The organism is Acinetobacter sp. ANC 4204 (assembly GCF_002135205.1).
Taxonomy (GTDB): domain Bacteria; phylum Pseudomonadota; class Gammaproteobacteria; order Pseudomonadales; family Moraxellaceae; genus Acinetobacter.
Genome location: NZ_NEFZ01000004.1, coordinates 163310 through 184323, shown reverse-complemented (window position 1 = coordinate 184323; position 21014 = coordinate 163310). Strand labels below are relative to the sequence as shown.

Below are 21014 nucleotides of genomic sequence, written 5' to 3'. Positions count from 1 at the left end.
ATGTCAAAATATATTGCTTAAAGGTGTATAATTTTGCTCAAATATCAAACAGTGTTTGAGCATTAAATTTGCAGTCCTATACTTGTAGATAAAGGTGGAAAAATTGCAGCAGTTTGCTATTGGTCAACGTTGGTTATCAGATACTGAAACGGAACTAGGTCTAGGAGTTCTTATTGATGTAGATGAGCGATCTGTCAGCATCTTATTCCCTAAAAGTGATGAAACGCGTGTTTATGCACGAAATAATGCACCTTTATCCCGTATCATCTTCAACGTGAACGATGAGCTGCAAGATCAAGAAGGGACGAAGTGGATCGTTGAGTCTCAAGAAGACCGTCACGGCGTTGTGCGTTATAACGTTGTACGTCGTTTAGAAGATGGCACAGAAGAGCGTAAATCGCTGAATGAAACTCGCATTGGCGCTCAAATTCAGTTGTCTAAACCGCTTGATCGCTTATTGGCAAGTCAAATTGACTATAAAGAATGGTACGACTTACGTATTGAAGCGATGTTGATGCAAGCCAATATGAAGTCGAGTCCTTTACGTGGCATGGTTGGTTCACGTGTCGGCCTGATTCCACACCAGTTATATATTGCACACGAAGTGGGTCAGCGTTTTGCTCCCCGTGTTCTTTTAGCCGATGAAGTCGGCTTAGGGAAAACCATTGAAGCTGGGTTGATCATCCATCAACAGCTTAAAACGGGCCGTTCAGAACGCATCCTAATTTTGGTACCCGATTCACTGCAATATCAGTGGATGATTGAAATGCGCCGCCGTTTCAATTTGAACTTCTCGTTATTTGATTTAACCCGTACGGCTTCAATCAAAGAGCATGACCCTGATCTCAATCCATTTTTAACAGAACAATGCATCATTGCCTCAATTGATTTAATGATTGACCATGATGACTTACGTGAACAAGCCCTAGAAGCTGGTTTTGATCTGTTGGTGGTCGATGAGGCACATCACTTGATGTGGAATGAGGAAGACGGTGGCAATGACCGTTATGACTTGATCGAAGAGTTAGCAGAAAAAACACCGGGTGTTTTGCTGTTAACTGCAACCCCAGAACAGCTAGGTGTAGAAAGCCATTTTGCGCGTTTACGTTTACTTGACCCACAGCGTTTTAGCTCTTTAGATCGGTTCTTGGATGAAGAAACCCAGTATCAGCAAACTGCAAAAATTGCTGAAGTGCTCATGTCAGATATGCCACTTGAAGAAGGGCATTTGACAGCGCTTGAAGGTTTGTTGGGGCACCGCATTGAAGATGCACCTGAACAACGCTTCCGTGCCATTCATGAGCTTTTAGACCGTCATGGTACAGGGCGTATTTTGTTCCGCAACACCCGTGAAGCTATTCAAGGCTTCCCAGGTCGTGACTGTCAGCCTGCACCTTTGCCTGCCCCAGAAAACTGGTCTAAAGACGGTAAATTACGTGAACAAATGTGGCCAGAAGAAGCACAACTTGACGGTGCTTGGATGGAAGCTGACCCACGTGTCATGTGGCTCATGGAAAAACTACGTACAGACTTAAAACACAAAAAAGTGTTGCTGATTGCACGTAGTGGTCCAGTGGTTGAAGCACTTGAAAATGTACTCCGCTTACATGCAGGTATTCGTACCGCGATGTTCCATGAAGGCATGAGTTTACTTGAGCGTGACCAAGCCTCGGCTTACTTTGCCGAAGAGTCTTATGGTGCACAAATTTTACTGTGCTCTGAAATTGGTTCTGAAGGTCGTAACTTCCAGTTTGCATCAGATCTGATTTTATTTGATTTGCCTGCAAACCCAGATGTACTTGAACAACGTATTGGTCGTTTGGATCGTATTGGTCAAGAAAACCGGATTCAAATTCATGTGCCATATCTAATTGGCACAGCGCAAGAACGCATGTTCCGTTGGTATAACGAAGCATTAAATATTTTCAGTAATATCTCTCCAACTGCGCAAACTTTACAAGAAAACTTTATTGTTGAATTGAAAGATTGCTTGCTGGCAGATAAAGGTCAGCAGTTTGATGACTTACTCGAAGCGGTCAGCGTACAACGCGAAGCATTAGAGGCTGAGTTACAATCAGGTCGTGACCGTTTGCTTGAATACAACTCATGCCGTCCAATTGTGGCGCAAGAAATCGTGCAAGCGCTTGAAGAATATGATGACAATACCACTTTGCCAATGTTTATGAAGCGCTTTATGGCGTCGACAAATATTGATTTTGACGAGCAAAGCAATGGTACTGTGATCATTAAACCAACCGATCAAATGCAAGTTCAAGGTTTAACCTTGGACGAAGAAGGTATGACAGCGACTTTCTATCGTGATCAGGCTCAGGTACGTGAAGATGCTCAGTATTTAACCCTTGAGCATCCATTTACTGAAAGTGTGATGGAAATGATCAACACTCAAGGTTTTGGTAGTACTAACGTTGCAGTGTTGAAGTCAGCTGCTTTACCGCAAGGTTCGGTGCTGTTAGAAGTTTGGTTTAAGGTCGATGTGGTGGCACCGAAAGCATTGAATTTACCTTCAAGCTTACCGCAACAATTGGTTCGTGTCTTGCTGAGTGAAAAAGGTCAAGACCTGTCGCAGAAAATTGCGCCTGAAATTTTAAAACCGTATTTGCATCATTTGGATGGCAATAGCTGTCGTCAAGTCGTGAAAGCACGCCGTGAGGTGATTGAACAGCGTTATGTGCAAGCATTAGAGCTTGCACGTTCGGCTTTACCGAATTTTGTGCAACAAGCGAAAGAAGTCTACGGTAGTAAGTGGCAATACGAAATTGACCGTCTGACTTATTTAAAGCAGTTTAATCCGAGTATTCGTGAAGATGAAATTTTGCGTCTACAAAAATTGCAAAAAGAAGGTCTTGGTTTACTCGATGGTCTATCGGTCACACCAGAAGCCATTCAAGTGATGGTTGTGGTTAAACCATAATCGCAATTGCTGTATGAAAAGCACCTTCGGGTGCTTTTTTAATGAACTTCAAAAAGGGATGTCTACGTTGTATTTGAAAAGTAATCTATTGAAATTTTAAGCGCTTGCTTATGCTAGAATTTTCAACATTAAAACTCTAACTTATCGAATAATAAATTATGCCTAAAGCTTTAATCACAATGGGTTCAAAAACAACACATGGTGGTGTAGTCATTGAGTGCGAAAACAGTTTCGTAATTAATGGTATCGCTGTGCACTTAAATGGAATGAAACACTTTTGTCCGAAGTGCCGAATGGTGGTTTCTGCGATTGCAACAGACCAGAGCACAACAGTCTTGGGGCGTGCTGTGGTGATTGCAGGAGACAAAACTAACTGTGGCGCTACTTTTCTAGGTAATCAGAACTTAACAGTTTCAGCCAAGTGATGTCATTTAGAATGCTTCTATTGCTAGTCATGAAACTGGCATAAATGCTCAAATGTTGGGACGTATGTTTCATGTCTTGCCATTCCGTTCATTTTCAAAAATGACTATGGTAAACACGGTATGAAAAAATAGATTTAAAGAGATATGAGCAAACCTGCCTTACACTTTACCCATGCAAATGGTATTCCATCTGCTAGTTATCAAAAGTTATTCCGTTTTTTAAGCAACGATTTTAATGTTAAAGCCATTCCGATGATTGGTCTAGATCCGCACTATCCTGTGGAATATCGTTGGGAAGCGTTGGTGGATCAAGTCATTTTAGATATAGAACAGCAGTTCCCCCAGCAACAAGTGATTGGTTTAGGGCATTCTTTTGGTTCCTTACTCACTTTGATGGCGGCCTATAAAAAACCACAGCTGTTTTCGCAAGTGATTATCATGGACCCACCATTTGTGATTGGGCCTAAAGCATTTTTATTTGAAGTTTTGCAAAAACTGGGTTCAAAGTCGGTTGATAAATTGACCCCAGCGGCAGTCACCGTTAAGCGTCGAGATCATTGGGAAAGCCTTGAACAAGCCAGTCAAACACTAAGACCTAATCGTATTTTTAAGGACTTTGATGAACAGTGTTTTGCTGATTTTATTGAGTGCGGTTTGAAAGTTGATCCAATACGAAGTGGCGTGACACTTGCTGTTCCTAAACAGACTGAAGCCAAAATTTTTAGAACAGTCCCTGCATGGTGGTGGCGTACCCCACGCAAAGCACCTAACATGCCAATACATCTTATTACTGCAAAAAATAGTCATTTTTATAAGCAGGGTTTGCCACAAGGGATGAAAAAAACCTATGGCATCAACTATAGTGTGCTAGAAGGTAGCCACATGTTTCCACTTGAGAAACCTGAACAGACTGCAGATTTTGTACAGCAATTGATTGAAAAACAAGGCCAAGTTAACTAAACCCTGAGTAAAGAATGTTCGCGTTAAGCCATCAACGAATCATGGCTTCGTCAAGATGACGTGAACCTTCTAAAATCATGCGGATCATGATCATGGTTTGTTCAGCCATTTGCTTGCGCTCTACACTTGGCATATCAATCACTTTGGCGCCCATATTGAATACCAATTGGGTGATTGCCATTGCGACTAATTCAGGGTGGAAGAGTTTACTGTTGTTTAAACGTTCTAAACGAATTAAGTCGTCTTTAAGTTCTTGCTGGAAATAGTTTAACTGTCGCTCTACTGCACTTTTGTACGAAGTGGAACCTGTATAACCTTCACGTAATAACAGACTCAAATTGCCATCGTCAGCATCTAGCTGTTCAATAAATACTTCAACAGAACTACGAATAATACTTTCTTGGCGAATCGCCTTAATGCGTGCTTCATGCAAAATCTGACGTAGTACAACACCTGCACGCTCAATTAACTCAATTGCAAGTTCGTCCGTGTCCTTAAAGTGACGATAGAAACTGTTCGGTGCAATGCCTGCTTCACGTGCAACTTCACGCAAACTTAGAGATGCAATACTTTTTTCAGGACCAATTAAATTTAAAGCAGCTTGGAATAGTTCGTCTTTTGTGATTGTTGCTTTTCGACCGACACTACGTGCAAGCACTGGTGCATGGGGTTTTGAAGCTTCATGCTCGGTGTTGGTTGTATGAGTTTGAATGGTGGTCGGTGTCATATTTATCAAGCAATTAAATCAAGACTTTTATTATAGCCCCACTGGTCGGCATTGTGAAACGAAACGAAACAATTGGAATATATATACAAATATATATACATGTGTATAATAATTCAAAATCTATGGCGTGGTCGTTTACTATGCATATCCTTGAAAGAACAAAATCTCCTTTAACTGAATTCGCTGAGAGTGTTGTAGATAGACATACAGCAAACTTTTGGCTCCAGAAAATTAACCCACTATGGTCAATCCACCAAGCATTAGGCAAAGTGGTGAAAAAAGAAGAAGCAGCACATGACATGGTGAGTTTGACGATCCAAATTAACCGTCATTTTCAAATGGGCCAAGCGGGACAGCATCATCCCGTTTATGTTGATGTACAGGGCATTCGTTACGAACGAACTTACAGTTTGACTCAACTAGATGCTCAGCATGTGTTGCTTAGCGTGAAAAAAGTGGATCAAGGTAAAGTGAGTCATTGGCTGTGTGAACAGACTCAAATTGGCGATATTTTAGAGTTTGGCCAGCCTTATGGTGACATGAAGTTGACTGTAAATGATCCTGAATTGATCCTGTTGGCTGCTGGTAGTGGTATTACACCCATGTTGAGCTTACTTAAACGTTTGGATCATACTACTCAACTTAAAACACAGCCTGTACATTTGATGTATTGGGTGAAACAGCATGAAGATGCAGCATTCAAGACTTATTTTGAACAATTGGCTACACAATATCCAAGTTTTCAGTTCAGTATTTTCTACACCCAAGAACCAGATGCAGATCAGCGCTTAAATGCGGATCACTTAACTGGATTGACTCAGATTGATCAGGCCACGGTTTATGCATGTGGTCCTTCTGGTTTTGTTGCTACGGTTGATGCACTTTTCGGTGAAGCGAAAATCCTAAAAACCGAAGCATTTAGCATGAGCCAGTTTACAAATGATGAAGTCGGTTTTGTCAATATCACATTAACCAAGTCGAAGAAGATTTTAAGTATTCCAAAAGGACAATCTATTCTTGCTAGTTTAGAACAGCAAAATGTCAAACCGCAACATGGTTGCCGTATGGGAATTTGTAATAAATGTGCATGTAATAAAGTAGAAGGTTCAACTCAAAGTTTGGTTAATGGTACGCAAAACTCTGAGCCTGGAAATTTTCTTAAAATCTGTGTGAATACAGCACAAACTGATCTTATTGTTGATTTATAAGGGGAATAAATACAATGAATATGCCAGTAAAAGTTGAATACTTTAAAAATCCAAAGAATCGTGAGTTGACTTCATTTGAGTTGGACGAGCTTGCACGTGAGCTTGATGCCATTAAACAAGAAGTGCTCGATGATATTGGTGAAAAAGATGCGCAATATATTCGTCGTGTGTATGCAGCAGTGCGTTACTCATCAATTGCAGGCCGCGCCTGTTTATTTGCTGGGTGGTTTCCGCCAGCATGGGTTCTAGGTACGGGGCTACTTGGTTTTTCCAAAATTATGGAAAACATGGAGTTGGGCCATAACGTAATGCATGGTCAATATGACTGGATGAATGACCCTAAATTTAATGGTCCAAACTATGAATGGGATATCGTAGGCACATCAGATAATTGGCGTCAAACCCATAATTATAAGCATCATACCTATACCAATATTAAAGGAATGGATGATGATATTGGTTATGGACTGCTTCGCTTATTCCCCGAACAGCGTTGGAAACCTGGCTTTTTATTACAACCCCTTTACAGCATTCCATTTTGCTTATTGTTCCAATGGGGAGTTGCGATTCAAAATTTGGAGTTGGGTAAATATTTCAAAGGTCGTAAGAGTAAAGCGCAAACTTTAGCTGAATGGAAACCGATGCAACGTAAGATTGGTAAGCAACTGTTTAAAGACTATGTATTTTTCCCACTGATTGCAGGTCCTGCTGCACTGCCTGTATTTGCGGGGAATATGGTAGCAAATGGCATCCGTAATATTTGGACTTTTAGTGTCATTTTCTGTGGGCACTTTACTAAGGATGTCGAAGTTTTCCCGAAAAAAGTACTGGAAAATGAAAGTCGTGGTCACTGGTATATGCGTCAAATTCGTGGATCATCAAATTTAACTGGATCAGAAGCGTTCCATATTTTGACTGGACATTTAAGTCACCAAATTGAACACCATTTGTATCCTGATGTTCCTGCACGTCGCTACCGTAAAATGGCACCAAAAGTACAAGCAGTATGTGAAAAATATGGTTTAAATTACAATAATGCCAGCTTGGTAAAACAATATGGCAGTGTGATAAAACGTATTGTTAAATACGCATTTCCTTTTAAAAAGTAAGTTTAAAAGCCACTTCATATGAAGTGGCTTTTTTATGCTATTTACTAAATTGACGTAAGGTTTTTACTAAATGATCGTAATCACCTTGTTTTGCGATGTGGAGTACATGCTCAATTTCATGTTTTAACCATTTTTGTTTAGATGCATTAAAAGCAAACTGCGCCAATAGCACAAAAGGGCTCTCACCAAATTTGATAGAAAGACCCTTGACATACTTTGGTGGAGAAAACTGATCCATATTGATGCCTTTTTATAATAAAGTGGGATGGTTTTCAAAAATATTTTTATTCGTAAAAATTTATCATAAATATATTTTTTGGTAAATAAAGATGGCTGAATTTTAATAATAAATATATTTAAAATTTTAATATGGTTAAATATTAAGCATGCCTTAATAATTAACTAATTTGCCGATGATTGGGGTGATTAGAGAGGTCAGGAAGCTGTGCATCTGTTCCTGCAAAATAAGTGAAATCGGCTAAGGACAACATTTGCATATCTTCAACACTGTTGCCATAAGCATAAACAGCATGGTAGCGATCAAGCTCATATTTTTCTTGGATACGGACAGCCTTTTGCTCACAGCTACAATCAGGAGTTAGATAGCGTCCCGTATAACGCTGTTGATTTTGTTCTACCTGCGTGCAGATCAAATCAATCGAGAGTATTTCACACACATATTTTAAATAAATATCAATTGAAGCGGAGACTAAGACAACATCATCGCCTAAGTTTTGGTGTTGTTTAAGTTGGCTATACAACGCAGGATTAAGACCTTGAATGAGGCGCTCTGCATAGAGCTTTGCATGCATATCAATTTCCTTAATTTCGGCCTGTTTAAACATGGCCTGAAAAAGTTTCGGGCGCATTTGATGTGCAGGATAGAAACCTAAATAATAGCTTTGAATATAGGGGAGGACTTTTAGCCCTTGTAAAGCAATATGTCGCTTTGAATGCACATAGAAAATGAACCCTGTAAAACTGTCTTTTCCATACAGGGTGCCATCAAAGTCAAATAAAGCTAAATTTTTATGCGCTTTGAGCGTTGCATGCATGATTGGTAACGTCCATTGACACGGGTTGCAAACCAATTTGTATTGTAATCACGACTCAACTTTGGACCAGAAATCACGACTTCAGGCATCATGGCATAGAAAGGTTCCTTTTTTGTGACCTCTTGATAAAGTTTGGTCACTGCGCGATAAGTTGCAGTATCTTCAAACTTTTTCTCTTTTTCTTTCTTTAAATCTGAGCGAATCTGACGCGGTGTAACCAAAATGTTATGTTGAGCAAACACCGTAATCAATTCACGTTCAGACTGACTTTTTGCCGACTTAGGGGAGCCATCTTTGCCATAAAGCAATAAGTCACCATCTAAATCAAGTTCTGCTTCAGTTAAGTCATTTAGCATGCTTTGGAACGCAGCATTTCGGCTAGAGTACATGCCTGAGTTATAGTCAGCAAAGCGATAAAGGGGTTTGTCATAGTCAGCAGGATACATCATGAGTCGATGGATACCATAGTAAAGCCCCCCATACTGGCTATAAAGGTCTGTACGCAAGTCAGCCATACTGCCACCTTCGCGTTTATGTTCTTTAGCATAGCCAATGTGTACTTGCATTGATCCAAGGGTTGTAACGGGGTTCATTTTTTCACCAACGTCTTGCCCTACAAGTTTAGCAGCTCCAGTCAATGCACTGACGTGATAATGATTAGACATATAGTCAAAAATTTCACGGTAAAGCTCATCCAACTGACGTTCTGTTTTGACACGACGCATTTGGCTTAAATAGTTATCTTCAGGGCTTGGCTGTTCTTTTAGTACCTGCTGAAAATAGCCTGCAATGGTGCCACCAATGGCATCACCCAGTTTATCTTTAAATTTTTCATCCAAGCGTTCTTGAACTTCTTTTACTGCTTTCTCACCTAGACCATAGACCTCTGGGTCAGCCACAAAATTCGACTCTTGATCGACTACAGCAATAATTGAACACATATTCTCTTTGTTTTGAGGAATACCTAATTGTTCTGAAATTTCGTAGATATCTTTTGCCCATGAGCTTCGATCATTGACACGTCCTGGAATGATACGGGCAATTTGCTCGGCATTGAGCTTTGGCTCATCATCTGTCCACCATGAGCGATCACCACAGGCGGTTAAGCCTATAGATATGGCCAAGACACTTAATGTTTTTAAACCAGAAGAAAGAAACAGCTTTTTATTCATAAATAGAGAACACATGATAAAAGACAAGCTAGAACAGCAGATGCAGTATACTATGTTGGTCGAAAAAGTGATGAATTTTATATGTATATTGGTTGATGATAACTGTCAAATCATTTGATTGAGTATGGTTGTCATGTGAGGTCTATAGCCAAAATAAGGATTAAGACTGTTCTTTGTTATATGTTGGAAATAAAGAGATTAGGTTTTCTCGTTTTATTTATAACTCAACAGAATACTGTGCAAGAACTTTCTTTAAAGTCGAAAAAATGTGTTCATCCCTAGATTGGGCAACATTAAATCTTAAAAAGTTTTGAGCACTCAATGATTGGCTAAATGCATTTCCAGGGGCTAATACCACCCCATCTTTTAAACATTCTCTAGCAATAACGGCTGCATCCAAACCATCGGGAAGTTTACACCATAAAAACATACCTGATTGTGGCATGATCCATGGCTGAATTTTCAATGCTTCAAGTTTGGTAGCTACTTGCAGCATTTCATACGCTAATCGTGCGCGAATGTTTTCCATATGTTTTCGATAACCGCTGTCTTTTAATGCAATTAGCGCCATGTCAGCAGCCAGCCTTCCTCCCCCAAAAGAAGTGGCAATTTTTAAATCTATCAAATTTTCAATCCAAGATTCTTTAGCTGCGATGTAGCCACAACGTATAGATGCAGAAATTGTTTTGGAAAAACTACTGATGTGTATGACGCGATTTAGCCCATCAAAAGAGGCTAAACGAGGAGCGGGACTTTGTTCGAAGTCTGCGAAGATGTCATCTTCAACAATGACTAAATTAGTCTGATCAATTAGCTTTAACAAACGATGAGCGATTACTGGGGAAAGCACTGCACCTGTAGGGTTATGAATACCTGAATTTGTAATATACAGTCGCGGGGAGTGTTCTTCTAGAATGGATTCAAACACTTTTAGATCAGGGCCTATGGGGGTGTAAGGCACACTGATAATTTTAATACGATGGGCTTTTAGCAGAGCATGAAAGTTAAAATAACATGGGTCATCGACAATAACGGTATCGCCTGCTTCTAATAACAGCCGGCATATTAAATCAATTGCTTGAGTCCCTGATTCCGTGAGCATGATTTGATTGGAACATGCATCAATTTTAACTGAACTTAAGCGACGAGAAATAAATTGTCTTAATTCTGGGTGCCCCAGTGGTGTTGCGTATTCGACTAACTCTAGTGAATCTGCTTTTGCCATAGTCCGAAGTGCACGTCTCACCCCTGTTTCATATAACCAGTCTGGCGGGAGCCACCCACATCCTGGTTTTAAAACATTAACGCCTGTTTCAAGAGCTTGTCTAGAGACCCATAAGGGATCGACCTCCCGATCAAGCTGAGGTTCAATTTGAGTCAACGAAAGGGGAGCGATTGGTCCTGAGACATAAAAGCCAGAACCAGCTTTGGAAATAATCATGCCTTCCGCAATTAAACGTTCATAAGCCTCAACAACGGTAGAAATTGACACATGCATTGTTCGAGCTTGGAGCCGGACAGAAGGGAGTCGATGACCTGGTAAATAAGTACGAGAAGTAATTTTTAGCTTAATTTCTTGCATGACTGCATTAATACGGGTATGGCTTCGCATGACTTCACTCTAAGCTGTATTGGATTTATATACATAACAGTTTCTAATAATTGTACTGAATTGTTTCTGGTTTAAAAAGAGGGATTCATGTTCAATTTGAGTGGTTGAATATTTGAGACCTGTTAAATGAAAGTACTGAAAAATGGTTGGATCAATGGATTGATTGGTGTTGTAATTTTTGCTGGATCTCTACCTGCAACACGCGTAGCGATTGCAGACTTTACACCGATTTTTTTGACCAGTGCCCGTGCCACAATTGCAGGAGTATTTGGGTTAGCCTTACTCCTATTATTCCGTCAGCCACATCCACAGAAAAAGGAGATTCCTTCACTTGTGGTCACTGCAATAGGTGTAGTGATAGGTTTTCCATTGTTAACAGCTTTTGCACTACAGTCTGTTACATCTGCACATTCAATTGTTTTTTTAGGTCTTTTACCTATTTGTACCGCAATATTTGCTGTTATACGTGGTGGGGAGCGTCCCAAACCATATTTTTGGTTATTTGCACTTGCTGGAGCATCTTTTGTCGCAGGTTATGCGGCTACTGGGGATATGGGAGTTTCTTGGAAGGGGGATATTCTCATGCTTATAGCAATTATTCTGTGTGGATTGGGTTATGCAGAAGGTGCGAAATTATCTCGAAATTTAGGCGGTTGGCAAGTAATAAGTTGGTCTTTGGTTTTATCTTTGCCGCCGATGTTATTTTTAACACTATTTACGATGCCAGCATCTTTTCATGCTATTAGTACATCTGCATGGATTGCATTGGGATATGTTTCATTTTTTAGCATGTTGTTAGGTTTTGTCTTTTGGTATCGTGGATTGGCACAGGGTGGAATTGCAGCTGTGGGGCAACTGCAATTATTTCAGCCTTTTATTGGGCTTGCATTGGCAGGATGGTTGTTACACGAAACAGTAAGTTGGACGATGTTAGTTGTAACTTTGGCTGCTGTACTTTGTGCTGTTGGGGCAAAAAATTATGCCTAAAGGAAAATTTTTATCCTCAGCAGTCGACTTTCAACATGGTGAGGGTTTTGTTTTGGGTTTAAGCGTGGATCATAAAACTCCTTTAAAGCTTTGGACATGTATTGAGATTCAGGATTTAGAGGGGTAGGGTTACAAGCATTTCAGGCGTTAGTTGCTTAATTATTTTTACGAATGGTTCGTAAATCTTTTTTATAAATAGTGGTATTCGACTCTTTGGGGAGAGCTGACCTTGTGCGACAGAGTCTATTTTTTAATAGATATAACTGATTCTACTATTATTTAGATTACGAACCCTTAGTACTTCAATAGCAAAAGAAACCGTTTCTTCCATAAAAGAAGACCACATCATAAAAGATGAGCCGAAAGAATAGATGCAGTATACTGTTTCGGTCGAAAATATGATGAATCTATATGTATATTGGCCCATACCAACTTTCAAATAATTTGATTGTTGCACCGATGGCAGGTGTTACTGATCGTCCATTCCGCACATTATGCAAATATTTTGGTGCAGGGCATGCGGTCAGCGAAATGATGACCTCAGATCAGACACTTCGCATGAGTAAGAAGAGTTTATACCGTGCCAATTTTGATGGTGAACTAGCACCGATTTCTGCACAAATTGCAGGATCAGATCCCAAAGAGCTTGCTGAAGCCGCGCGCTATCAAGTTTCAAATGGTGCGCAAATAGTAGATATTAATATGGGTTGCCCTGCAAAAAAGGTCTGTAATAAATTGGCAGGCTCTGCACTTTTAAAAGATGAAGACTTGGTGGCTCGTATTTTAGATGAAGTTGTTGCTGCGGTTGATGTTCCTGTGACACTCAAAACGCGTTTAGGTTTTTTAAATGGCCATGAAAATATTTTACGGGTGGCGAAGCGTGCAGAAGAGGCGGGTATTGCAGCATTAGCACTGCATGGTCGTACTCGGGAAGATATGTATTTGAACACCGCACGTTACAGTCTGATTAAAGAAGTCAAACAAATATTGTCAATCCCAGTCATTGCCAACGGAGATATTGATAGTCCTGAAAAGGCTAAATATGTACTTGATTATACTGGCGCAGATGCGATTATGATTGGTCGTGCAGCGCAAGGGCGTCCATGGATCTTCCGTGAAATAGCACATTATTTGGACACAGGGGAGCATTTGGCTGCACCTAATATTCAGGAAGTTAAAGAGGTGTTGCAGGGGCATCTTTCTGAATTGTATAGTTTTTATGGTGAATACTCTGGCTGTCGAATTGCACGTAAACATATTGCTTGGTACACCAAAGGCTTACGCTCAAGTAATGAGTTCCGCCAAAACATGTATAAAGTTGAAAGCACAACTGAGCAATTTAAAGTGGTTGCAGACTACTTTGATCAGTTGCTTGCGCATGGTGAAACAATGAGTGATGTGCAGGTGGAACAAGTTAACCTATTGGAAACCAAATAAAAAAAGCTCCATTATTGGAGCTTAGCTAAAAGATAGAATGACTTAATAATTGGCTTGTTGCATTTCGACTAAGAGTTGATTAATTAAATCACGAGCTTCAAGTTCACGAATCTGAGAAACATTGCTTCCAGCCCAAAAAGCACCAAAGCCGTGATCACCTTGTTGACTGGCAGCAGCATGTAATTGTTTTCCAAGATCATAAGCATATGGATAAGCAGCGACTGCAGGGCGGTTTGGTAAGTCGACTTGCGTATGCCAGTGACCTAGAAGTCCTCGTGCGGGACGACCTGAGATGCTGGCGCTAATTTGCGTAATTTGCTCATGAAATAACGCATGACGATAGGCATCATTTGCATTTGAACTTTTACACTGTACAAATGCTGTACCCAATTGGACTGCACTCGCCCCTAGGTTTAACATTTGTTGAGATTGCGCACCATTCATGATGCCGCCAGCGGCAATAATTGGACATTGACAGTGCTCTACCAAAAGCTGAACCAGATCGACAGTCCGAATTGCGCTATCAAAAAGTTCATTAAATATTCCGCGGTGACCACCAGCTTCAGTGCCTTGCGCAATGATAATATCTATACCTGCAGCTTCAATTGCCCGTGCTTCCGCTAAGTTTGTTGCAGAGACCATGGTTAAAATACCCGCATCCTTTAGGGCTTGTATTTGATGAGGGTGTGGGATTCCAAAATGAAAACTTACTGCTTTAGGGCGAGTTTCGAGTACGACATTTAAGTAGTCATCGTTGTCTAAAAAGCTTGGATAAATACAGTGCAACTGTGTAGGGGGTTCTGCATGGTATTGTTCAAAATGAGGTCTTAGAAAATCAATCCATGCCTGTGATGCTATGGGTTCAAGTTCAACACTTTGATGGCAGAAAAAGTTGACCTGAAATGGTTGCTCAGTCAGTTCTTGAGTTTTTAAAATTTGTGTACGAGCTGTTTCTACTGTGTTGGCACCTAAGCCTAGTGAGCCGAGTCCACCTTGATTTGAAACCTCTGCTGCAAGTTCTGGAGTAGAGACACCTGCCATAGGTGCGAGAAAGATAGGATGCTTAATTCCAAGGCGTTCTAATAATAAAGACATGTGCTTGCTCCTTTTTCATATCAACACTTTGCCCAAGCACAGCAGAATTGGCAAATAATATTCATTATTTTATCGAAAAATACAGAAACCTTGAGTATCACATTTTATTGTATAGCGACAAACAGTGTCGTTGAAAGCAGTCTTTCTACATGTTTTAGGACCGAAATTTTTTATACTTTTGTTTTTGATTTTACCGAAGTGAGTCATGAGCGATCGTATTCGTGAAAAGTTACAAATTTTAGCTGATGCAGCTAAATATGATGTGTCCTGCTCCTCTAGTGGAAGCAATCGTAAAAACAAAGCGAAAGGGTTGGGTAATACAGGAAATGGCATCTGTCATAGTTATACGGAAGACGGACGTTGTGTTTCATTACTTAAAATTCTATTTTCAAATGTATGTATTTTTGATTGTTCGTATTGTGTTTCTAGACGCTCTAACGATGTCAAACGGGCCGCTTTTACCGTACAAGAAGTAGTGGATTTAACCATCAACTTTTACCGCCGCAATTATATTGAAGGGTTATTTCTCAGTTCAGGTATTTTTAAATCAGCTGATTTCACCATGGAGCGAATGCTACAAGTGGTGAAAAAGTTACGCATTGAAGAAAACTTTAATGGTTATATTCATTTAAAAACGATACCAGGCGCTTCCCAAGAGATTATTACCGAGGCTGGTTTATATGTAGACCGCATGAGTATTAACTTGGAAATGCCAACGGAAGTTGGCTTAAAGCAGTTTGCACCCGAGAAGTCACATGCTGAGGTACAAAAGGATTTAGCTATTGTACGAGATCGCTTGATTCAGTTGAGTGATGAACGACGTTTGATTCGGCACGTACCGAAGTTTGTACCTGCAGGTCAAACTACACAGATGGTGGTAGGTGCACATCAAGAAACAGACAAAGATATTATTTTAATGGCGGATCATCACTATAAGGTTTATCAGTTAAAACGAGTATATTTTTCAGGTTATATCCCAATCAATGAACAGGAGAAAATGCTTCCTGTCGTGGGTTCTACGCCACCATTATTAAGAGAAAATCGGCTGTACCAGTCGGATTGGCTCATGCGTTTCTATGGTTTTGATGCGCAGGAAATCGTGAATGATCAGCATCCGAATTTAGATTTGGACATTGACCCGAAGCTAAGCTGGGCACTGCGTAACCCTGAGCATTTCCCTGTTGATATTCAACATGCAGACTATCGTATGATTTTACGTGTTCCGGGTATAGGTGTTCAATCGGCTAAAAAAATTGTGCAAGCTCGGCGTTTTGGGCAGATTCATATCGATCAACTAAAGCGTATGGGTATTGCTTACAATCGGGCACAGCATTTTATTCGCTGTGTTGATACCGTAAAATTTAAAAAAGAGCTCTCGACCAGTCAGATTCGTCAACAGATTTTACAGTCAGGTCTATCCAAATACCAAAAACAGCTTTCTCCTCAACTAGGTTTTGGTTTTTAACATGACAATGTACTGCTTTGATCAAACCATGACTGGGCTACTGAGTTGTGTGTATCGAAGTTTTCAGTTCAAAGACTTTGATGTGAGACTTATTGCTGATAATACACAAGCGGGTCTGTTTGATGAATATATTGATGTCGCTTCAAATGAGGAGCATGCACAGCGAGTGTGGCAGGGCTTGAGACAAAGAGTCAGCCCCATCAGTTTACGGTATTTTTATTATTGTTTTCTGTCAGAGCAACAGCAGGCACATCAGCATCTTTTTAACTTTTGTATTTATATATTTAAAAATACACAAGTAGTTGACCAAAACTATGCACATGCGGATGTGTTGGCTGTTTCGCAGTGGGCCAAACAGGTGGGTCGAGAGAAGCATCGTATGGAGGCTTTTGTGCGGTTTAAAAAATGCCGTGATGGACTATTTTTGAGTCTCATCCAACCTGATTTTAATGTTCTTCCCTTAATTGAACGGCATTTTAAAAATCGTTATCAAGATCAAAGATGGCTGATTTATGATGAAAAACGACATTTCGGTATTTATTATGATTTAACAATGGTGCATCAAGTGAAGATGGAGGTTGAGCAACTCGACCTTGCTTACAAAGTAGGACATAGTCAGTCGTTTAGTATTCAATTGGATGACGATGAACGACTGTATGATCAATTATGGAAAGATTATTTTAAAAGTATCAATATCGAAGCGAGAAAAAACCTCAAGCTGCATGTTCAATTTGTACCTAAGCGCTATTGGCGATACTTGAATGAGAAAATAATATAACTGCCCATAAACAAGGCTTTAGGGCATAATGCCGCAGCATGATTATTTTTAGGTGTTTATCGCATGATAAAGTACATTTCCACCGCTGCGATTGTTTCAAGTCTAAATCTTGTTGCATGTTCAGAGGCAGATCAAGCTAGCGTGAAAGTTAATCCGAGTCATTATCACGTTAAAGATGCTGCAAATTTGCAACAGCGCTTTAGTCAGCTTAATGAAAAATTAGTGCGAGATTTTCAACAATTAAAGAAAAAAGAAAGTGTTGCTTTTGCTCAGCAACTGCCTTTGGATGTAAATAATCTTCAAACATTGAATCAACATTTGGTTAGCCGTAGCGCGCTTAAACCCAGCAAAATTGCTTATTGTGATGTGATGAACGGTTATTTTGCTGAAATGTATCGTTTAGGGCATTATAATTTAGAGCTTATCAGTGATGTGGAGCTTCCACATACTGAACAAGAAAACTTAAAACAAAATTTTAGCTCACCTGAACAGTTTTATGATTTTATTATCAATCGTTATAGTACATATCGTCAGGTACAGCAGACGATGAATTATGGTTGTAACTTAAAAGCAGCATTGAATTGATACTGATGAATGAATGTAAAAAGCCCAAAATGTTGTGGGCTTTTTAAGAATTTTTTTATGAATGTTTAACGGATTGGTAAATGTAGTATGGGTTTAGACATGCACATTAAAAAGTGAACCAATCCAACTTGCAAAGAGCATTGCAAAAATGCCCCAAAGGGTGACACGAATTGCGCCGGCCCAGATTGCAGTGCCAGAAAAGTAGCTCGATAAAGCACCCAAACTTAATAAAGACAGTACTCCTGTAATGGCAACAGACTGTGCTAAATGCCCCTCTGGGCTTAAAAGAATAGCCAGCATTGGAAGCAATGCACCGAGTGAAAAAGCGAGGGCAGAAGAGCCTGCGGCTTGTAGTGGTTTTGCACTGGTATTTTCATGGATGCCTATTTCATCACGTGCATGTGCTGAAAGTGCATCATGTGCACTGAGTTGCACAGCAACTTCATGAGCAAGTTCGGGATTGAGTCCGCGTTGTATGTAAATTTGAGTCAGTTCTTTTAGTTCTAAGTGTGGGTTTTTATCGAGTTCTCGAGCTTCAAGTTTTAAATCTGCTTCTTCAATATCGGATTGAGACTTAACTGAAATATACTCCCCAGCAGCCATCGAGCTTGCACCTGAAATGAGTCCAGCAATACAAGTAATGAGCAAGGTTTGACTAGATGCACCACTCGCAGCCATACCCATAATTAAACTGGTCACTGAAATGATGCCATCGTTAGCACCCAAAACTGCAGCACGTAACCAACCTGTACGATGAATGAGATGTGGTTCAACATGGTGGGAGTAAGACATGGTGATAGATCATCCTCAAATTTTAAAATTATGATTTATTTGATAATACGCTCTGCATCTACTATAGCACAGACCATAAAAAAGCCTCCCAGTAGGAGGCCTTTTTATGGCATTAGATATTATTGTTGTGCTTTCTCTTTCACATCAGCAGCACCTTGTTCAACTGCACCAGCAACATGAGCAGTTGCTTCTTTAGAAGCATTTTTCACATCTTGAGCAGCAGCTTCGGTTTTTGCAGCAGCTTCATCAGCAGCAGCGCCAATTTTTGCAGATGCTTCATCAGCAGCTTTTTGAGTATCAGATACTGCTGTACTTGCAGCATTATTTAGATCATGACCTGCTTGTTCAGCAGCATTTTCAATGTGTTCGCCAGTTGTTGCACCCGTTTCAGGCGCTTTTTCTTTTGAACAACCAACAAGAGCAACAGTCGCAGCAAGACCTAAAGCAATAAGTAATTTATTCATTTTTCCTATCCTTTTCGTTTTATACCCAAAAGTAGGGGGTGGGCAAAATATAATCTAATTTGTGTGAAAAGCAGACTACATTATTGTTAAAAATATGTAATTTTTTATAAAAAACAGCGTGATAAAAAGGCTTATAAGCTGAGTTGCCTATAAGCCTTTAGAGGGGGTGGAGAGGGAGAGGGTTACAGCCCAGAACGAATAATATAATCAAAAGCAGACAGTGATGCTTTCGCTCCCTCACCTGTAGCAATGATAATTTGCTTGTAAGGCACTGTCGTACAGTCACCTGCGGCAAATACACCTTTGACATTGGTTTCATTGCGATCGTTAATCACAATTTCATTACGATTTGAAAGCTCAACCGCTGTGTCTTTGAGGAAATCGGTGTTTGGTAATAAGCCAATTTGTACAAAGATTCCTGCAAGCTCAACCGTATGTTCTACGTCGGTTGCACGGTCTTTATATTTCAATGCTGTCACTTGCTTACCATCACCCACAACTTCAGTCGATAGTGCGTTCAGGATCACTGTAGTGTTGGGTAAGCTATGCAATTTATCTTGCAACACTTGGTCAGCACGTAGTTTGGTATCAAACTCAACCAAAGTTACATGTTCTACAATCCCAGCAAGATCAATTGCCGCTTCGACACCTGAGTTCCCCCCGCCAATTACCGCAACACGTTTGCCTTTAAACAGTGGGCCATCACAGTGTGGACAGTAAGCAACACCACGGGTACGGTATTCTGCTTCGCCCGGCACATTCATTTCTCTCCAACGTGCACCTGTTGAAAGGATGACTGTTTTAGATTCAAGCTTCGCACCATTTTCTAAAGTGACTTCAACCAAACCATTCGCTGTCTCATCTGCACCTTTGATGTGAGAAACACGTTGTAAGTTCATGATGTCCACACCGTACTCACGTACATGTGCTTCCATTTCAGCAGCAAACTTTGGTCCTTGGGTCTTTTGAATGGAGGTATAGTTTTCAATGTCCATGGTATCCATGACTTGACCACCCATACGTTCAGCCACGATCCCCGTTTTAATGCCTTTACGTGCTGCATAGATAGCAGAGGTATTTCCTGCAGGACCACCACCAATCACGAGAACATCAAAAGCATCTTTGGCATTGAGTTTTTCAGCTTCTTTGGCTGCGGAATTGGTATCCAGTTTGGCAACAATCTCTTCCAAGGTCATACGGCCTTGACCGATATGGGTGTTGTCTTGGAACACCATAGGAACAGCCATAATTTTGCGTTCTTCGACTTCGTCTTGGAAGAATGCACCATCAATCATGGTGGCTGTCGTACCTGGGTTGTAAATGGCAATTAGGTTCAACGCTTGCACCACGTCTGGACAGTTATGACAGCTTAAAGAGACAAATACATCAAAGTTAGACTGGATGCCCAAAGCTTTGATTGAAGCCAAAACTTCATCTGATACTTTGGGTGCGTAACCTGAGGTTTGTAACAATGCCAAGATCAAAGAGGTAAACTCATGTCCCATTGGTAGGCCTGCAAAGAAGACACGTGGTTGTTCGCCCGCTTTTGCTACACCAAAGCTAGGAGCACGTGAATTTTGACCATCAAAACGTGCAGTCACCAGTGGAGACAGTGCTGCAACCTCTTCAACCAATTCTTTGATTTTGTCTGATTTCTCAGAACCGTTCAAAGTTGCAACCAATTCAATCGGACCTTCAAGGCGTTCAAGAAGCGTTTTTAATTGAGCTGAAGTATTTTGATCTAACATGGTTAAGCTCTCCAAAGCAGTCTGTAAAATTATTTGATAAAAGAATCATAGAGTAAATCTAAAAATAGATTGTTTTTATTTTAATAATCGGTTTTATAGATTTTAAGGTGTTTTCTTGAATCATTTCATAAAGCTATATGGGGAATTTAAATGATTTTTCAACTGATTCGCAGTTTAGTGAGCTGAAATTCGGTATGATCGAGACAGTTAAAAAATAGGGAAGTAACTGATGCAATTACAACGTGGTATTTATCAACATTATAAAGGGCAACTGTATCAAGTCTTACATGTGGCAACACATAGTGAAACTGAAGAAAAACTGGTGGTTTATCAGTGTTTATATGGTGATTACTCGATTTGGGTGCGTCCATTTGCCATGTTTACTGAAACGGTAATGCTAGAGGATGACCGCGAGGTTGAGCGCTTTAAACTGATTCAAGAAGTATAAACGAAGCTAAGTAAA

21 protein-coding genes are annotated in these 21014 nt (G+C 40.2%); 12 read left to right on the top strand and 9 right to left on the bottom strand.

Annotation, left to right across the window (positions count from 1 at the left end; translation table 11 throughout):
- The first annotated feature begins 94 nt into the window (after window positions 1-94).
- The 3 genes from rapA (at window position 95) to B9T36_RS10100 (ending at window position 4317) form a co-directional block, all read left to right on the top strand.
- Window positions 95-2932: an RNA polymerase-associated protein RapA gene (rapA, locus tag B9T36_RS10110; protein WP_086209363.1), complete on the top strand. Its 2838-nt coding sequence runs from the start codon at window positions 95-97 to the stop codon at window positions 2930-2932.
- Window positions 2933-3090: 158 nt separating this feature from the next.
- Complete coding sequence (locus B9T36_RS10105; protein WP_086209362.1) at window positions 3091-3357, top strand: PAAR domain-containing protein; 267 nt, start codon at window positions 3091-3093, stop codon at window positions 3355-3357.
- 144 nt (window positions 3358-3501) lie between these two features.
- Complete coding sequence (locus B9T36_RS10100; protein ID WP_086209361.1) at window positions 3502-4317, top strand: alpha/beta fold hydrolase; 816 nt, start codon at window positions 3502-3504, stop codon at window positions 4315-4317.
- Between the two features lie 31 nt (window positions 4318-4348).
- Here B9T36_RS10100 and fabR read toward each other — a convergent pair whose 3' ends face one another.
- Window positions 4349-5044, bottom strand: a complete 696-nt coding sequence (gene fabR / locus B9T36_RS10095; RefSeq protein WP_086209360.1) for an HTH-type transcriptional repressor FabR — start codon at window positions 5042-5044, stop codon at window positions 4349-4351.
- Between the two features lie 140 nt (window positions 5045-5184).
- Between fabR and B9T36_RS10090 the strand changes: the two genes are divergently transcribed.
- Both B9T36_RS10090 and B9T36_RS10085 read left to right on the top strand, forming a co-directional pair.
- Window positions 5185-6252: a ferredoxin reductase gene (locus tag B9T36_RS10090; RefSeq protein ID WP_086209359.1), complete on the top strand. Its 1068-nt coding sequence runs from the start codon at window positions 5185-5187 to the stop codon at window positions 6250-6252.
- A gap of 14 nt (window positions 6253-6266) precedes the next feature.
- Complete coding sequence (locus B9T36_RS10085) at window positions 6267-7361, top strand: fatty acid desaturase family protein (RefSeq protein WP_086209358.1); 1095 nt, start codon at window positions 6267-6269, stop codon at window positions 7359-7361.
- A gap of 37 nt (window positions 7362-7398) precedes the next feature.
- Here B9T36_RS10085 and B9T36_RS10080 read toward each other — a convergent pair whose 3' ends face one another.
- The 4 genes from B9T36_RS10080 to B9T36_RS10065 form a co-directional block, all read right to left on the bottom strand.
- Window positions 7399-7599, bottom strand: a complete 201-nt coding sequence (locus B9T36_RS10080; protein ID WP_086209357.1) for a hypothetical protein — start codon at window positions 7597-7599, stop codon at window positions 7399-7401.
- A 160-nt stretch (window positions 7600-7759) separates the two neighbouring features.
- Window positions 7760-8416, bottom strand: a complete 657-nt coding sequence (locus B9T36_RS10075; protein WP_086209356.1) for an HAD-IB family hydrolase — start codon at window positions 8414-8416, stop codon at window positions 7760-7762.
- Window positions 8383-9588, bottom strand: coding sequence for a DUF1615 family protein (locus tag B9T36_RS10070; protein WP_086209355.1), 1206 nt, complete (start codon window positions 9586-9588; stop codon window positions 8383-8385). The genes B9T36_RS10075 and B9T36_RS10070 overlap by 34 nt, the downstream gene beginning before the upstream one ends.
- 217 nt (window positions 9589-9805) lie before the next feature.
- The gene (locus tag B9T36_RS10065; RefSeq protein ID WP_086209354.1) at window positions 9806-11200 is read right to left on the bottom strand and encodes a PLP-dependent aminotransferase family protein; all 1395 of its coding nucleotides are present in this window, start codon (window positions 11198-11200) and stop codon (window positions 9806-9808) included.
- 126 nt (window positions 11201-11326) lie between these two features.
- On the opposite strand from B9T36_RS10065, the gene B9T36_RS10060 reads away from it, so the two are divergent.
- The 3 genes from B9T36_RS10060 (at window position 11327) to dusB (ending at window position 13624) form a co-directional block, all read left to right on the top strand.
- Complete coding sequence (locus B9T36_RS10060; protein ID WP_086209353.1) at window positions 11327-12187, top strand: DMT family transporter; 861 nt, start codon at window positions 11327-11329, stop codon at window positions 12185-12187.
- Complete coding sequence (locus B9T36_RS19330; RefSeq protein ID WP_265733400.1) at window positions 12180-12314, top strand: hypothetical protein; 135 nt, start codon at window positions 12180-12182, stop codon at window positions 12312-12314. The genes B9T36_RS10060 and B9T36_RS19330 overlap by 8 nt, the downstream gene beginning before the upstream one ends.
- A gap of 284 nt (window positions 12315-12598) precedes the next feature.
- Entirely contained in the window at window positions 12599-13624 is a 1026-nt protein-coding gene (gene dusB, locus B9T36_RS10055; protein WP_086209352.1) for a tRNA dihydrouridine synthase DusB, read from the top strand.
- Between the two features lie 42 nt (window positions 13625-13666).
- Here the strand turns inward: dusB and B9T36_RS10050 are convergent, their stop codons facing one another.
- Window positions 13667-14719, bottom strand: coding sequence for an NAD(P)H-dependent flavin oxidoreductase (locus tag B9T36_RS10050; protein WP_086209351.1), 1053 nt, complete (start codon window positions 14717-14719; stop codon window positions 13667-13669).
- Window positions 14720-14924: 205 nt separating this feature from the next.
- Here B9T36_RS10050 and B9T36_RS10045 point away from each other — a divergent pair, with 205 nt between their 5' ends.
- The 3 genes from B9T36_RS10045 to B9T36_RS10035 all read left to right on the top strand — a co-directional run bounded on the left by B9T36_RS10045 (window position 14925) and on the right by B9T36_RS10035 (window position 17547).
- Window positions 14925-16184, top strand: a complete 1260-nt coding sequence (locus B9T36_RS10045) for a putative DNA modification/repair radical SAM protein (RefSeq protein WP_086209350.1) — start codon at window positions 14925-14927, stop codon at window positions 16182-16184.
- Between the two features lies 1 nt (window position 16185).
- Complete coding sequence (locus tag B9T36_RS10040) at window positions 16186-16962, top strand: TIGR03915 family putative DNA repair protein (protein ID WP_086209349.1); 777 nt, start codon at window positions 16186-16188, stop codon at window positions 16960-16962.
- Between the two features lie 63 nt (window positions 16963-17025).
- Window positions 17026-17547, top strand: a complete 522-nt coding sequence (locus B9T36_RS10035) for a hypothetical protein (protein WP_086209348.1) — start codon at window positions 17026-17028, stop codon at window positions 17545-17547.
- A gap of 93 nt (window positions 17548-17640) precedes the next feature.
- Here the strand turns inward: B9T36_RS10035 and B9T36_RS10030 are convergent, their stop codons facing one another.
- The 3 genes from B9T36_RS10030 to ahpF form a co-directional block, all read right to left on the bottom strand.
- Window positions 17641-18339: a VIT1/CCC1 transporter family protein gene (locus B9T36_RS10030; RefSeq protein ID WP_086209347.1), complete on the bottom strand. Its 699-nt coding sequence runs from the start codon at window positions 18337-18339 to the stop codon at window positions 17641-17643.
- A 119-nt stretch (window positions 18340-18458) separates the two neighbouring features.
- Window positions 18459-18803, bottom strand: a complete 345-nt coding sequence (locus B9T36_RS10025) for a hypothetical protein (RefSeq protein WP_086209346.1) — start codon at window positions 18801-18803, stop codon at window positions 18459-18461.
- A 182-nt stretch (window positions 18804-18985) separates the two neighbouring features.
- Window positions 18986-20551 carry an alkyl hydroperoxide reductase subunit F gene (ahpF, locus tag B9T36_RS10020; protein WP_086209345.1) on the bottom strand — a complete coding sequence of 522 codons (1566 nt, stop codon included), beginning with the start codon at window positions 20549-20551 and terminating at the stop codon, window positions 18986-18988.
- Window positions 20552-20780: 229 nt separating this feature from the next.
- On the opposite strand from ahpF, the gene B9T36_RS10015 reads away from it, so the two are divergent.
- Entirely contained in the window at window positions 20781-20999 is a 219-nt protein-coding gene (locus tag B9T36_RS10015) for a DUF1653 domain-containing protein (RefSeq protein ID WP_086209344.1), read from the top strand.
- The last annotated feature ends 15 nt before the right edge of the window (window positions 21000-21014 follow it).